General features: G+C 59.1%; 13 protein-coding genes and 1 pseudogene. 10 read left to right on the forward strand and 4 right to left on the reverse strand.

What is annotated here, in order from left to right; all coding sequences use genetic code 11:
• Positions 1 to 139 (forward strand): annotated as a pseudogene (locus tag Q0C28_RS11255) (IS5/IS1182 family transposase); the annotation flags it as partial.
• A 609-nt stretch (positions 140 to 748) separates the two neighbouring features.
• Here Q0C28_RS11255 and Q0C28_RS11260 read toward each other — a convergent pair.
• Positions 749 to 1,519 (reverse strand): hypothetical protein, encoded by a 771-nt coding sequence (locus Q0C28_RS11260; protein ID WP_293575818.1) that lies wholly within the window; start codon positions 1,517 to 1,519, stop codon positions 749 to 751.
• 585 nt (positions 1,520 to 2,104) lie between these two features.
• Positions 2,105 to 3,082 (reverse strand): hypothetical protein, encoded by a 978-nt coding sequence (locus tag Q0C28_RS11265; protein WP_293575820.1) that lies wholly within the window; start codon positions 3,080 to 3,082, stop codon positions 2,105 to 2,107.
• A 106-nt stretch (positions 3,083 to 3,188) separates the two neighbouring features.
• On the opposite strand from Q0C28_RS11265, the gene Q0C28_RS11270 reads away from it, so the two are divergent.
• The 5 genes from Q0C28_RS11270 to Q0C28_RS11290 all read left to right on the forward strand — a co-directional run bounded on the left by Q0C28_RS11270 (position 3,189) and on the right by Q0C28_RS11290 (position 8,966).
• Positions 3,189 to 3,386, forward strand: coding sequence for a hypothetical protein (locus Q0C28_RS11270; protein WP_293575822.1), 198 nt, complete (start codon positions 3,189 to 3,191; stop codon positions 3,384 to 3,386).
• 416 nt (positions 3,387 to 3,802) lie between these two features.
• The gene (locus Q0C28_RS11275) at positions 3,803 to 6,631 is read left to right on the forward strand and encodes a bifunctional [glutamine synthetase] adenylyltransferase/[glutamine synthetase]-adenylyl-L-tyrosine phosphorylase (RefSeq protein WP_293575824.1); all 2,829 of its coding nucleotides are present in this window, start codon (positions 3,803 to 3,805) and stop codon (positions 6,629 to 6,631) included.
• Between the two features lie 138 nt (positions 6,632 to 6,769).
• Positions 6,770 to 7,075 (forward strand): hypothetical protein, encoded by a 306-nt coding sequence (locus tag Q0C28_RS11280; protein WP_293575826.1) that lies wholly within the window; start codon positions 6,770 to 6,772, stop codon positions 7,073 to 7,075.
• Between the two features lie 93 nt (positions 7,076 to 7,168).
• Positions 7,169 to 8,383, forward strand: a complete 1,215-nt coding sequence (locus tag Q0C28_RS11285; RefSeq protein ID WP_293575828.1) for an RSP_2647 family RNA methyltransferase — start codon at positions 7,169 to 7,171, stop codon at positions 8,381 to 8,383.
• 31 nt (positions 8,384 to 8,414) lie between these two features.
• Entirely contained in the window at positions 8,415 to 8,966 is a 552-nt protein-coding gene (locus Q0C28_RS11290; protein WP_293575830.1) for an RSP_2648 family PIN domain-containing protein, read from the forward strand.
• A gap of 25 nt (positions 8,967 to 8,991) precedes the next feature.
• On the opposite strand, the gene Q0C28_RS11295 is transcribed toward Q0C28_RS11290, so the two are convergent.
• Both Q0C28_RS11295 and mazG read right to left on the reverse strand, forming a co-directional pair.
• The gene (locus Q0C28_RS11295; protein ID WP_293575832.1) at positions 8,992 to 9,678 is read right to left on the reverse strand and encodes a M48 family metallopeptidase; all 687 of its coding nucleotides are present in this window, start codon (positions 9,676 to 9,678) and stop codon (positions 8,992 to 8,994) included.
• A 40-nt stretch (positions 9,679 to 9,718) separates the two neighbouring features.
• Positions 9,719 to 10,546: a nucleoside triphosphate pyrophosphohydrolase gene (gene mazG / locus Q0C28_RS11300; RefSeq protein WP_293575834.1), complete on the reverse strand. Its 828-nt coding sequence runs from the start codon at positions 10,544 to 10,546 to the stop codon at positions 9,719 to 9,721.
• A gap of 64 nt (positions 10,547 to 10,610) precedes the next feature.
• Here mazG and Q0C28_RS11305 point away from each other — a divergent pair, with 64 nt between their 5' ends.
• The 4 genes from Q0C28_RS11305 to Q0C28_RS11320 form a co-directional block, all read left to right on the forward strand.
• On the forward strand, positions 10,611 to 11,786 hold the full coding sequence (locus Q0C28_RS11305) for a M20 aminoacylase family protein (RefSeq protein ID WP_293575836.1): 1,176 nt from the start codon (positions 10,611 to 10,613) through the stop codon (positions 11,784 to 11,786).
• Between the two features lie 126 nt (positions 11,787 to 11,912).
• Positions 11,913 to 12,881 carry an agmatinase gene (speB, locus tag Q0C28_RS11310; RefSeq protein ID WP_293575838.1) on the forward strand — a complete coding sequence of 323 codons (969 nt, stop codon included), beginning with the start codon at positions 11,913 to 11,915 and terminating at the stop codon, positions 12,879 to 12,881.
• Positions 12,874 to 13,821 carry an agmatinase gene (gene speB / locus Q0C28_RS11315; protein ID WP_293575840.1) on the forward strand — a complete coding sequence of 316 codons (948 nt, stop codon included), beginning with the start codon at positions 12,874 to 12,876 and terminating at the stop codon, positions 13,819 to 13,821. Before speB (Q0C28_RS11310) ends, speB (Q0C28_RS11315) begins: the two co-directional genes overlap by 8 nt.
• Positions 13,822 to 13,867: 46 nt before the next feature.
• On the forward strand, positions 13,868 to 14,320 hold a 453-nt coding region (locus Q0C28_RS11320), incomplete at its 3' end, for a hypothetical protein (protein WP_293575842.1).

Consider the following 14,320-nt stretch of genomic DNA (forward strand, 5'->3'; position numbering starts at 1 on the left):
CGAGCGGTTCTTTGGCAGGCTGAAAGCCTCGTTCCGTCGCATCGCAACCCGATACGAAAAGACGTCACGCAATTTCCTGTCGATGATCAAACTGGCATCCGTCAGACTGTGGATCGAGTTTTATGAGTCGGCTGCCTAGCCTGTCCAACTCTTCAGAAAATTTATTGGTCCGCTCCGACATGGGCACCTCGCTTGTCAACCTGTAGTGAACGTCTGCCTGCTCCCCGCAACTGTCAAGAGGATGCACATATGGTGCAGACACGGTTTGCCATCTAAAAACTAGTTCCAAGTTCGATGCGCCATATCTCGGCGTGATTTATGGTTAAGATGTTGATTGTTAAATGGTAATCCAATTCTAGGAAGTGTCCGCTAATTTTTGGGTCTATTTCCAAGTTCGGGAGCGCGATTCCAGATGCTTGCTCGCCGCTGGGCTCACGTTAAAGCCCAGTTTTACGGGCCTTTCAGGGGTGTTTGAGAGTTTGCAACGGGAAGTGTCCCAGATTTGCCTTCAGGCGCCATATCGGCCATTTTGCCGGGTATTGAAAGACAAGCGCTCCGGGCCTCATTCCAGGTTTCAGCCTTCCTGAAAGCCCTTTTTATATGGCCTTGTCCGGGTTCTTCCGGCTTCATCCCGCTTCTTCCGGTTACTGCAATATCAAGTGTCTCCTAACAGCGGGTGTTCTGGCCATTCTAGATTGTACATAAACGACCTTGCAGTGCCACCGACAGCGCACAGGTCGTAGCTGTCTCATTCTTCAACTGTGGCACCGTTCGCTTGCGCAAACTCAATGGTGGTCCTCGTGATCTCCTTTGCTGCCTCGGTAAGAAACCAGCAGACTTCGGCAAGATCACGAGGAGAAAGAGACAATAACGCACCTTTTTCGAAAGATCGGCTGCGTTCGACAACTTGTGCTTTCACTTGCCCTCCATTCTCTAGGAGCACGCCGCCCTCGGGTATTTCAGTCAGGTCAATTTTATTACCATCGGGCTCTTCCGCGAAAATGTCCAATCCCCGCCACTTCAATGTGAATTGAGATTGGTCTTTGACGTCTTCCGGGCCGACTATGCCGCGGCGATGTGTCAGGCAGTTTCGTGCTTGATTGACAAGTAAGAGGTATTCCTTGAAAGCTGATTTAACCCCAAAGCGCTGATCAAGAATGTTAAATTTGTTGGGGAGGCCCTCTCTTGCATACTTGCTCTGCTTCTCTGCAACGTCCTCTAGTGAAGTGTTGTTTTTCAGGGCGAGGATGATCCCGCAGGCGCGGTGCAGTTCGTCCAGGAACAGCGCGAATGCTTCAGTCGCTTCGCGCAAAGCGCCAGCTACGATCCAAATTTGGAACTCTTCCTTGAAGTGAGCTACGGTTTCTTCGGGCACATTGTCTGGCACAAGTTGGATCTGCGTAATGCCGGAGAGTTGGTAGTTGCAGTTCTCGGGATTTCTTGCGGCGTTAACGCCCAGTCCCATGAAAACCGCTGAACGCCGCACGCCTTTGAGCGCAATCTCAAGGATGGCTCCCATGTCCGTAGTGTTCCCGCTTTCCATGGCCAGCCCTTTCGTTTGCTGCCTCTCTCAGCAGCATTCCTATATGGCCAACGTCTGCATGCCCCACTCAACTGTCAAGTGGGTTCACTCAAAGAGGAAGTGGAAGGAAACGCTCAGGAAAACCTTTCCAGGTTTAGAACTGCTGTGTGAGTCGCACGACAGCATTACAGCCTTGATTTTGAAGCGGTAATTCCATTCTAGGAAGGGTTCGCAAATTTTTGAGCCTAGTTCCAAGTTCGGTAGCGCGATTTCAGGGGGGCACCCGCTGCAGCTCCTGGGTTAAAGCATTGTTTTACGGACTTTTCAGGGATGTTTAAGAGTTTGCAACGGGAAGTGTCCTGGATTTGCCTTATGGCGCCGTATTGGCCAATTTTCCGAGTATTGAAGGACAAACGCCCCGAGCCTCATTCCGGGTTCGAACCTTTCTGAAAGCCCTTTTTTATATGGCTCCATCTGGGTTCTTCCAGCGTCATCCGGCCTCTTCCGGTTACTACAATATCAGGTGTCTCCAAACACCGTTGCAGTGCAGCCGCTGCGTTCACTAGGGGCTGTTTGGGCGAACTATAATCCGGAGGGTGCTTGGATCCCGGTGATCTGCTGCAACGCCCGCCAGACATCCGTTTCAATCGAGTTGATGTTCTGGCGATACACCTCTTGGTGAAACTCTGGCATGTTGTGATAGGACAGGATCGACATGGAGGCGTTTGCCTCAAACAGCACAAATTGACCGTCTGCCCGCCAGCCGAGATCCACGCCAAAGAAATCTAGCGGCAGGCGGTCGCGGATCGCTGCGCCGACGGCTTGCAGCTCCGCCCATTCGTTGGCAGACCGCAGCACTTCGAGCTCTCGTTTCACGATGTCTTCGTCGCGCAAAGCGGAATGGATCAGCCAACTGTCGCTGAACAGAATATGACGCAGACGCACCCGGTCTGGCGTGATGGCGAGGCGCAACTTGCGCCACTCGCCCGGCGAGGATTGAAAATCAACCCATTGCGTCATGTAAAACCCACGTCCCCCCCAGGGAATGCTGTGGAGTTTGTCCCAGTCGGCAGGGCTGTCGATTTTCAAAAGATGTTTGCCACTGTGCGATCCCTGCGGGCGCAGCAACACCGGATAGGTGAAACCGTTGTCGGCAAAGACCGTCACAAAATCCTCCGGGTGCTCGGGCGAAAACCGAATGCACTGCGGACATATAAGGTTGTCGATCCCGTCGAGATGTTGCCAGACGCGGTCGCGGCGACTGCGCAGGATCGCCTCTGGCCGGTTGAAGATCGGCAATGTGCGGTCAGCAAAGCGATGGGCCAGAAACTCCAGTGCCGTTTCATAGTGATCGGCGTCCGCCAGCATGTTGACGATCCATGTGAAGTTGCGCAGCTTTTGGTTGGAGCCGCCGGGATGCCAGAAGTGATTGGCGCGAGCGTTTAAGGCAGACTTCATGTCATCAAACAGCACCGTGCGACCGGGAAACACCATCAGCGGTTGACCCGAAGGGTCCAGTTGCGTTTGAACGCTGCGCTGCTTTGGCAGCGCATTGAACACAACCCCAGTCTTTGGTGCCTGGCGCAGCAGGCGAGAGTGCCGCGCTGAAGGCTTCTTTCGCTTGGCTTGCCCGGATGTTCTGGCGGCTGTGTGTTTTGATTTTTTCATGGCGGGGGTGTTGTTCTGGCTGGCGGCGTCGGGTGAGGTTCACCACCAACAGATCTTATCGGCGAAATCAATGGTTTGCCTGGGCTTCCCAGTGATTGTGATGGGGCTCAAGCAGCTGATCGCGCACTCGTGGTTGCGCAGCATCCCGCTGCAGAACCGCATCGCTTGCAAGACCGACCGAAGAGGCGTGGAGTAAGACCGCGCTACGTGAGCCTCAGGGTCACAGTGGGTGCGGCATATGTGGGTCCGGTCTGAGGAGGAAACGCGCGGTTGCGCCTCGCTTTCGGGCTTGCGCCAGCCGGAACACATATCGGGGCTGTGCCCATGTGTGCCCGGCAGGCGATAAAAAAACACTCGTCAAAACCCGCCCGACTGCCCCCGGCAATAGACGCGCAACCGCGACGCCTCTCGCTAAACGCTCTCCACCTGTGGTGGTAGGCAGGTATTCCTTACCCTTTGCATTTTCGCGGCACTTTGGGGGCCCGCGGTGCGGTGGCCCAGTGGCGCGCTAGCGCGACAAAATTGGCAGAATTTGCCAGGCTGGCCGATCTCGCGGGCGTGCTGTCGCTTTCGCTGATTGACCTTCCATGTGGATTTTCCCAGTCTTGCGTTATGTCACATCCAATTGAAATAAAGCGGCTTCCCCGCGCATTTGACGCTGACCTTGGGCAGGATACGCTGGCCAAGTTGCCCGCCCTGACATCTGAGCAGGCAGCACTGGTCAAGGGGGCGACAGGATCCAGCCCCTATCTGAAAGAGCTTGCCCTGAAAGAAGCCGCCTGGTTGCAGCCCGCGCTCTGCGATGTGGAGGCTGCGCTGACCACAATCTGGGCCGATGTGCGGGCCTTGGCCCCGGATCAGATGAAACCTGGCTTGCGCCAGGCCAAACGCCGGGTGGCCCTGTTAAGTGCGCTGTGCGACCTTGCCGGGCATTGGGATCTCTTGCAGGTCACCGGTACTTTGACAGATTTCGCCGCGCTCTGTGCCGATGTGGCCATCAAGGCCGAAATCGCGGCGCTGATCCGGCGCAAGAAAATGCCAGGGCTGTGCGAAGATGATATTGCGACGGCGGGCGGGCTGACTCTTTTGGCGATGGGCAAAATGGGTGCCCACGAGCTGAACTACAGCTCTGACATCGATATGATCTGCCTGTTTGATGAAACCCGGTTTGATCCCGCAGACTTCTATGAGGCCCGACAGGCCATGGTCCGGGCCACCCGCAATATGTGTACAACGCTGAGCGAACGCACCGCCGATGGCTATGTGTTCCGAACAGATTTGCGTCTGCGCCCGGACCCCTCGGTGACGCCTGTTGCCATGGCGATGGAGGCTGCGGAACGCTACTACGAGAGCCTGGGCCGTACATGGGAGCGGGCAGCCTACATCAAGGCGCGCCCCTGTGCTGGCGACACAGAAGCCGGGGCGCGGTTCCTGACGACACTGCGGCCGTTCGTCTGGCGGCGACATCTTGATTTTGCCGCCATTCAGGACGCCCACGACATGCGCTTGCGGATCCGTGAGAACAAGGGCACGGGCGGTGCGCTTACGGTGCCTGGACATGACATGAAACTGGGACGGGGCGGGATCCGCGAGATCGAGTTTTTCACCCAAACACGCCAGTTGATCGCAGGCGAGCGGGACGAAAGCCTGCGCCCCAGAGGCACGATGGAGGGTCTGCGGGCGCTCGCTGCAAAAAGCTGGGTGCCACAGGACGTCTGCGACCAGTTGATCGATCACTATGTGGCGCACCGCGAGGTCGAACACCGTATCCAGATGATCCATGACGCTCAAACGCACCGCATGCCGCAGTCCGAAGATGGCATCGCCAGAGTCGCCAGCCTGATGGATCTGGAGCCAAGCGCGCTCTTGGCGGATGTGGAGCGCAGGCTCGAAGATGTGCATGAGCTGACAGAAGGGTTCTTCGCGCCAGATGCCCCGCCGTCTGCAGCGCAACCCTCAGCCACCGCAGATCTGGATGGGGACATCATCGCCCGTTGGCCGACATATCCGGCGCTGCGGTCTCAACGTGGCGCGCAGATTTTTGACCGTTTGAAGCCCGAACTTCTGGCGCGCCTGTCGCGCAGCGCGCAACCGGGCGAGGCGCTGGTGGCGCTGGATGGGTTCCTGGCCGGGCTGCCTGCCGGGGTGCAGCTGTTTTCGCTGTTTGAAGCCAACCCGCAGCTGATCGACCTGTTGATCGACATCGTTGGCACCTCCAGCACGTTGGCCGGATATCTGGCGCGCAATTCGGGCGTCTTTGATGCGGTGATCGGTGGGTCGTTCTTTGACAGCTGGCCAGAGCGTGCTGTGCTGCTCACCGAGTTGCAGGGTATCCTTGCCGCCGAAGCAGACTACGAGAGCCAGTTGGACGTCAGCCGGCGCTGGTGCAAGGAATGGCATTTCCGCATCGGCGTGCATCACTTGCGCGGGTTGATTGATGGGGAAACCGCAGGCCGCCAGTATTGTGAATTGGCAGAGGTCGTGATCGCCGCTCTCTCGCCATTTGTGGTGGCCCAGTTTGCGCGCAAACACGGCACGCCGCCCGGTCGCGGCGCGGCGGTTCTGGCCATGGGCTCGCTTGGGGCGGGGCGGATCAACGCGCAATCCGATCTCGATGTGATTGTGATCTATGATGCGGATGGTGATGAGGCCTCGGATGGGCCGCGCCCCTTGGTGCCGCGGGCTTATTTTGCACGGCTAACCCAGGCATTGATCACTGCCTTGACCGCGCCAATGGCGCAGGGGCGGCTCTATGAGGTCGACATGCGGTTGCGCCCCTCGGGCACCCAGGGGCCGGTGGCCACCAGTCTGCAGAGCTTTACCAACTATCAGCAGAAAGACGCCTGGGTCTGGGAGCATCTTGCGCTGACACGGGCCCGCGTGGTGGCCAGTCTGGTTGGCCCAGATATCAATAACCCCGGAGCACTGGGGCAGGACATTCGCGAGTTCCGCACCCAATTTCTGGGTGCCCCGCGTCCGCGCGATGTCGTGCTCAAGGAAGTGGCCAAAATGCGCAGCCGACTGGCCGCCGCCAAGACGCCAAAAGGGCCATGGGATGCCAAAAACGGAGCGGGACGGATGCTCGACATCGAACTGATCGCCCAGGCTGGCGTCTTGCTTAGTGATGCGACGGATCAGGATGTGGCTTCTGGGTTGCAGGGGGCTGTCGCCTGCGAGTGGTTGGATGCCGCGGATGCAACAGTGTTGCAGCAGGGCTATGATCTATTCTGGTCCTTGCAAATGGCCGCCCGGCTGGTGTCGGGGGAGCCGCTGGACGAGGCGAAGATGGGTGAGGGTGGTGCGCAGTTCCTGTGCCGCAGCACGGGGTTTGACGATCTTGACGCGCTGCGGGCCGCGCTGGAGACACGGTATGATCACTGCGCCAGGATCATCGACCAGGCTCTGGCGGCCTATAGCGGGGATACGTCGGCGGACCTCTGATCGCGCTCGGGACAGGGCTATTTGCAAACTCGGGGCGCTTGAAACCCCGAAAGGGCAGATCATATGTCTCGCCAAAGGTGAGCTGGATAACGGGCAAAACGGATAACTGGCGAGATGGCCAACAGGGGAGGGCGGATCATGAGCGATGAAATGCACCAGCAGGCACAACAGGGCGCCGTGGACGGCGCTGTACTGGATCCAAAGGGGTTGATCCGCGAATCCTACCGGATCGACGGCATCACCGAGAGCGAATGCCGCAGCATTTTCCTCGATTGGGCGCTCAGCCTGCCAGATGGTACAGACAGCCGCGCAGCGATCCCCGCCTTGATCGCGCATTTCGGCGCAGAGGCTGCCGACCACCCGATGACCGGGGTTCTGCGGGCCGGGGCCGAGGCCGCGGCCAGCCCGCGCAGGCGCGGTGGATGGCGCTCGCGGGACCGGTGATCCGCGCCCGCAGTCATCCCGAGTTTGGTCCAACAGTCTTCTGATGGCAGTCATGGCCTTTCAACCGCGGTCGCTTGCGCGTAAGAGGGGCGCATGACAGCTTCTTCCTCCGCGACCGACCGCGCCCGTGTTAAATTGAAACCCAAAGCCAATGCGCGCGCGCTGCGCCATGGTTTCCCCTGGGTCTATGCAAATGAGCTGGTGACCGACCGGCGCACCCGCAAACTGGCCGCGGGCACCCTTGCGGTGCTGGAGGATGAGGCGATGACGCCGCTTGGCCTTGTGGCCATGAACCCCGACAGCAAGATCATTGCGCGGATGTTGGACCGCAATCCAGAGGCTGTGGTGGACACCAACTGGTTTGCCACCCGGCTGCAGCGCGCGCTGGAGCTGCGCACGCAGCTCTACAGCACGCCCTTCTATCGGCTTGTCCACGCCGAGGCGGACGGCCTGCCGGGCATTGTGATCGACCGTTTTGGTAACACCTGCGTGGTGCAACCCAATGCCGCCTGGGCAGAGGCCCATCTGGAGGCGCTGACACAAGCGCTGGTTCAGGTCACCGGCGTCACCACCGTGCTCAAGAACGCAACTGGTCGTGCCCGCACCCTCGAAGGGTTGGATGGTGAGAATGCAACCCTCGTCGGATCTGCGCCGCAGGCCCCGGTGCCTGTGGGAATGAACGGTGCGACCTATATGGCCGATCTGACCGGTGGGCAGAAAACCGGCCTGTTTTACGATCAACGTGAAAACCATGCCTTTGCCGCGCGGTTGGTGAAACCTGGGGCCAAAGTGCTGGATGTGTTCTCTCATGTCGGGGGCTTTGGTCTTGCGATGCTGGCAGGCGGCGCGGCGCAGGCAACCTGTGTCGATGGATCGGGGGCCGCGCTGGAGCTGGCAGGACAGGGGGCCGCGGCCTCGGACATGGCAGAGCGGTTTGTGCCACGGCAGGGCGATGCGTTTGATGTGCTTGCCCAATTGGCGCAGGAAGGTGCGCGTTTTGATGTCGTCATCTGCGACCCGCCAGCTTTTGCACCTTCGAAATCGGCGTTGGAAGCGGGCTTGCGGGCCTATGAAGGTGTGGCGAAACTGGCCGCACCTTTGGTGGCGCCGGGCGGATATCTGGGGCTGTGTTCCTGCTCGCACGCAGCAGATCTGTCCAAATTCCGCAACGCATCGGCCCGTGGCATTGGGCGCGGCGGTCGGCGTGGCCAGCTGTTGCACACAGGCTTTGCGGGTCCGGATCATCCACAATTGCCGCAACTGGCCGAAAGCGGCTATCTGAAGGCTGTGTTCTTCCGCCTGGATTGAGCACGATCAAAAGGACCAAAAGGCCTGAGCCATGAAACTGTTGCTGGACGCCTGTGTGCTTTACCCGACGGTGATGCGGGAAATGTTGCTCGGGGCTGCCCGAGCCGGTCATTTCACGCCGCTTTGGTCGGCCCGGATCCTGGAGGAATGGGCCCGTGCCGCGCGCAAGATCGGACCCACCGGGGAGCCGCAGGCGCGCGCGGAGATCGCTCTGATCCAGGCGGCGTGGCCCAAAGCAGAGATCGCAGCCGTCCCAGGTGTCGAGGCGCGGTTGTGGCTGCCTGATGCGGCGGATGTGCATGTTTTGGCCACCGCTGTAAGCGGCCATGCCGACGCGATTGTCACCGTCAACAACAAGGATTTCCCCCGCCATACGCTTGCGGAGGAGGGGCTGCAGCGGCTTGGCCCGGATCAGCTGCTCTATGATCTGTGGTTGAAGGACCCGCGGGGGCTGTCAGCTGTGGGTGAGCAAGTCCTGGCCCAGGCACAGCATTTGTCAGGGTCGGGTGGGCCTGAGTGGACGATGCGCAGCCTGCTGAAAAAAGCGCGGCTGCCCCGGATTGCCAAGGCGCTGTCAGCCTGATTTGGGCTGTACCCCAAGCTGGACCCTACGCTGTGCCCCATTTCTGTTCCAAGGCATCCAGTGCGGCGATGCGCTGATCGGTTTTGGGGTGGCTCATCAACCAAGCCGGGGCCATGCCCGCGCGCGATGCGGTCAGCGCCTCCAATTTCCGAAACAGGCTTTTCTGCGGCTCTATCCCGATGCCTGCCTTCACCAGCAGCGCAGCGGCATATTCGTCGGCTTCATATTCGTCGCCGCGTGACAGCCGTGCAGCCAGCAGCGAGGTCAGCATATTGGCAATCCAAGGCCCGACAAAGGGCACAAAACGCCCAATGATCAGCATCAACGCGGTGCGCAGTGCGTTCTGGCCGGAGAAATCGATCATCCGTTTGCGCGCGTGACCCAGAGCGACATGACCCAATTCATGGGCAATCACAGAGGCCAGTTCCACATCCGTGACCTCGCCATTGCGGTATTTGCGATAAAATCCACGGGTGATGAAAATACGCCCATCCGGCGCCGCCAACCCGTTCACGGGGTCGATTTCATAGATGTAAACCGGGATGGCCTGCACCCCGAGCGCTGCCGCCATGCGATCGGTCAAACGCCGCAGATCAGGGTCGGCCAGTTCGGTCGATTTCTGGTCCAGCTCTTTGTGGGTGCGCCAGACCGACAGCCGGTACATGACCAGCCCATAAATCACCGCCAGAAGGATAGGAGTTAGACGCAACATAGCTTTGATATGGGTCGCTTTGGATAGGCTCGCAAGGGGATTATTGCGCCGGGATCTTCCGGGCTTCTGCCTTCACCTCATCCCAGAGCGCATCCATCTCTGCCAGATCGCTGTCCTCAGGGCGTTTGCCGCGTGCCGCCAGCTTGGCTTCGACGCCTTCGAACCGGCGGATGAATTTGGCGTTTGCGCGGCGTAGCGCGGCTTCGGGTTCAACGCCGAGGTGGCGACCCAGATTGGCCATCACAAACATCAGGTCGCCGAACTCTTCCTCCACCTCGCTCTGCGTGAGTGTGTCGCGCGCCTCTACCAGCTCGGCGGCCTCCTCGGCGATCTTGTCGATCACGTCTGTGACAGCGGGCCAGTCAAACCCGACGCGGGCGGCGCGCTTTTGCAACTTATAAGCGCGCAGCAAGGCAGGTAGCCCGACCGCCACACCGTCTAAAGTGCCTGTTTGCGCTTTTTCTGCGCGCTCCGCAGCCTTCACGGTTTCCCAATCGGCGGTCTGCTGCTCTGCCGATTTGTCGCGGGATTCATCGCCAAAAACATGCGGATGGCGCTGCACCATCTTGTTGGACATGGTTGCGACCACATCCTGAAAGGTGAAATGTCCCGCCTCAGTGGCCATCTGCGCATGAAACACCGATTGAAACAGCAGATCGCCCAACTCCCCCTTCAGCTCGTCCCACGCCTGCCGGTCGATGGCATCTGCAACTTCATACGCTTCTTCAATGGTGTAGGGCGCAATGGTCGCAAAATCCTGCTGGATGTCCCAGGAACAGCCCTGGTTCGGATCGCGCAAGCGCCGCATGATTTCCAGCAGCCGTTCGATTCCAGCGGATTGGTCGTGGATGAGGTCTGTTTCTTGCATTGCGGGCCATCTTATTCCGGTGTCTGATGTATCAATCCCGAGTCTGACCAAGGAGTCCAGCCCAATGCCGGTCGTGAACCGAATTGCCAATTATACGGAAGAGATGAAAACCTGGCGGCAGGATCTCCATCAAATTCCCGAGCTGGCGTTGGATCTGCCAAAAACCGCAGCCTATGTCGCCGCGCGGTTGCGCGAATTTGGTGTGGACGAACTGCACGAAGGGCTGGCCACCAGTGGCATGGTGGCCATCATCAACGGCCGCGATGGCGGATCAAAGGAACAGCCAGCCATCGGCTTGCGCGCCGACATGGATGCGCTGCCCATCCCCGAAGAAACCGGTGTCGACTATGTGTCAGGTCACCCTGGCAACATGCACGCCTGTGGTCACGACGGGCACACCACAATGCTGTTGGGCGCGGCAAAATACCTGGCCGAGACGCGCAATTTTTCTGGTCGGGTTGCCCTGATTTTCCAACCGGCAGAGGAGACCATCGGCGGCGCGCGCATCATGGTCGAAGAGGGCCTGATGGAGCGGTTCAATATCGGCGAGGTCTTTGCCTTGCATAATGCGCCGGGGCTTCCGGCTGGCGCTTTCATGACCAATCCAGGGGCGCTTATGGCGGCGGTGGATACCTTCCATATTCATATCCAGGGCGTCGGCGGCCACGGGGCAATGCCCCATGAAGCCCGCGATCCGGTGATGGCGGCCTGTGGCATCGCGCAAGCGATCCAGACCATCGTGTCCCGGAACCATTACGCATTGGATGATCTGGTAGTCTCGGTGACGCAGATCCACACCGGAACGGTCGACAATGTGATCCCGGACACCGCCTATATCAACGGCACCGTGCGCACGTTTGACCCCAGGGTGCAGGACATGGTGATGCGCCGCATGAAAGAAATCGTTGCGGGGCAGGCCGCCAGCTACGGCGTCGAGGCGGAGTTGGACTACGAAGTCGGCTACCCAGCGACCATCAACGACCCGGACAAAGCGAGCTTCGCCTGCGAGGTCGCGGCAGAGATCGCAGGCCCTGATCAGGTTGAGCCCGAAGGGGGCCGGGAGATGGGGGCAGAAGACTTTTCCTACATGCTGCAGGCCCGCCCCGGTGCCTATCTGTTCCTCGGCCAGGGGGAGAGTGCGGGGCTGCACCATCCAAAATATGATTTCAACGACGAGATTTCCCCGGTCGGCGCTTCATTTTTTGCGCGTTTGGTCGAGCGGGCTCAGCCGTTGGGCTAGGGGTCTGCGTAAAGAGGTGACAAAATCAACAGCTTGCGGTATTTGATCAAATTATATCCGGGCAAGTTTGGTTGCGGCTGTGAAGGTGCGCGGCCAAGGTGAATTGCGGCAAAGGAGGGCAGGCTGATGGCGCTGGAAGATTCAAAACACATGATTGATCACGCATTCACGCGCGACGATCTGAAGGGGTTGAGCTTTGAAATCACATTTGGTGGGGCAACGTCGTTTTTGCGGCGCAAATACACCAAGGATCTGACCGGCGTAGATATCGCTGTGACAGGCGTGCCCTTTGACCAGGCGGTCACCAATCGCCCCGGCACCCGGCTCGGCCCGCGCGCGATCCGCGAAGCCTCGGCACTGCAGAGCCCGGATGAACCCTATGGATGGCCGCACAGTCCGCTCAGCACGTTGGCGATTGCGGATTATGGCGATCTGGCTTTTGATCATGCCAATGTACCGGCCTTTCCCGCCGCTCTGACCGAGCATATCCGGGGTATTCTGGCTACAGATGTGGCCTCGGTTGTGTTGGGCGGTGATCACTACATCAGTTTTCCGATCCTGAAGGCCTACGCAGAAAAATATGGCCCGATCTCGCTGCTGCAGTTTGATGCACATACAGATACCTGGCCCGATGACAATCTGGACCGGATCGATCATGGCACCATGTTCTACAAGGCCGTGAAATCCGGGATCGTGGATCCGGCGACCTCGGTTCAGGTGGGCATTCGCACCACCAACGAAGACACATTGGGCGTCAACATCATCGATGCTGCCACAGTCCATGACATCGGCCCGGTCGAAACCGCGCGGCGGATCAAGGATATACTGGGCAACCGTCCGACCTATCTGACCTTTGATATCGATTGTCTCGACCCGGCCTATGCGCCTGGAACAGGCACACCGGTCTGGGGCGGGCTGACCTCCGCCCAGGCGGCGCGCATCCTGCGGGAGATCGCGGGCATAAATATCAAGGGTGGGGACGTCGTGGAGGTCTCTCCCCCCTTTGACACAACCGGCGCAACTGCTATTGCCGGGGCTCATGTGGCGACCGAAATCATATGCCTTCTAGGCTGGAACATGAGAGACGATGACTGACTTCAATCAGCCGATAAGCGGCAATGATCTGGCCCGGTTCTCCGGGCCCAACACGTTTATGCGTTTGCCCCAGGCCACCACCCTGGAAGGGCTTGATGTAGCGATCCTCGGTGTGCCGATGGACATCGGCACATCCTGGCGCTCGGGCACACGGTTTGGGCCAAAGCAGATCCGCGCCGAAAGCGCGATGATTCGACCCTACAACATGACGTCGGGCGCTGCGCCGTTTGATTGCCTGAACATTGGCGATATCGGGGATCTCGCGATCAACACGTTCTCACTGGCTGATAGTTTGCGGATTATCCAGGACAGCTATGACGCCATTCTGGCCTCTGATGTGATGCCTGTGGCGATGGGGGGCGATCATTCGATTACCCTGCCGATCCTGCGCGCGATGGCCGCCAAACACGGGCCTGTCGCGCTGGTGCATGTGGATGCCCATGCCGATGTGAACGACGATATGTTCGGTGAACGCGAAACCCACGGCACCGTGTTTCGCCGCGCCTATGAAGAAGGGCTGATCATCGCGGACAAAACCTATCAGATTGGTTTGCGCGGCACTGGCTATGGCGCCGATGACTTCAAGGAAGCGCAGCGTTGGGGGTTCCAGCATTTCCCTGCAAGCGAACTGTGGCACCGGTCTTTGCATGGCATGGGGGCGGAAATTCGCCGAGATATCGGGGACCGTCCGGTCTATGTCTCCTATGATATCGACAGCCTTGATCCGGCCTATGCGCCAGGAACAGGCACGCCTGAAATTGGCGGGCTCACATCGGCGCAGGCGCTGGAATTGATCCGGGCGCTGCGGGGATTAAATATCGTTGGTTGCGATTTGGTGGAAGTCTCCCCACCTTATGACCAATCCGGCAACACCGCGCTGACAGCCGCCAATCTGCTCTATGAGCTGATCTGTGTTCTGCCGGGTGTGACAACCAAATAGCGCGCCATCTCGCTGGCGTTGCCAGTCGAACACATCGGGAGATCGGATGATGGGGCGCATTGTAATGGTCTTATGGCTTGGGGTTGCGGCAGTGGTTGTCGTGCTGGGATTTGTGCGTCTGGCGCCAAGCGATCCTTTGGATTGGAACACCCAGCCGGAGTTCTCGGAGGACCAGACCTTTCAGGGTGGGGTGTTCCGGGTGCTGCGCAGCGGCAGTGACGGTCTGGCGGCATTTCATGCGGTTGCGGCCAATGCGCCCCGGACACGGGTGCTGGCCGGATCGGTCGAAGACGGCATGATCACCTATATCACGCGCACCCGTTTCATCGGTTTTCCCGACTACACCACCGCCCGGCAGGCCCAAGTTCGACACTTCAGAACTATATTTGAGGTGCTTGTTTTTGGCGGGTGGTTTTATTTCAATGGGTTAGGGTTGATTAGTGGGTCTAATCCCCCAACTTTTGTCGTCACACGTATTGTTCGTATTCATCATTGCTTG

The sequence above is a fragment of the Phaeobacter sp. genome (assembly GCF_022825805.1).
GTDB lineage: Bacteria > Pseudomonadota > Alphaproteobacteria > Rhodobacterales > Rhodobacteraceae > Phaeobacter.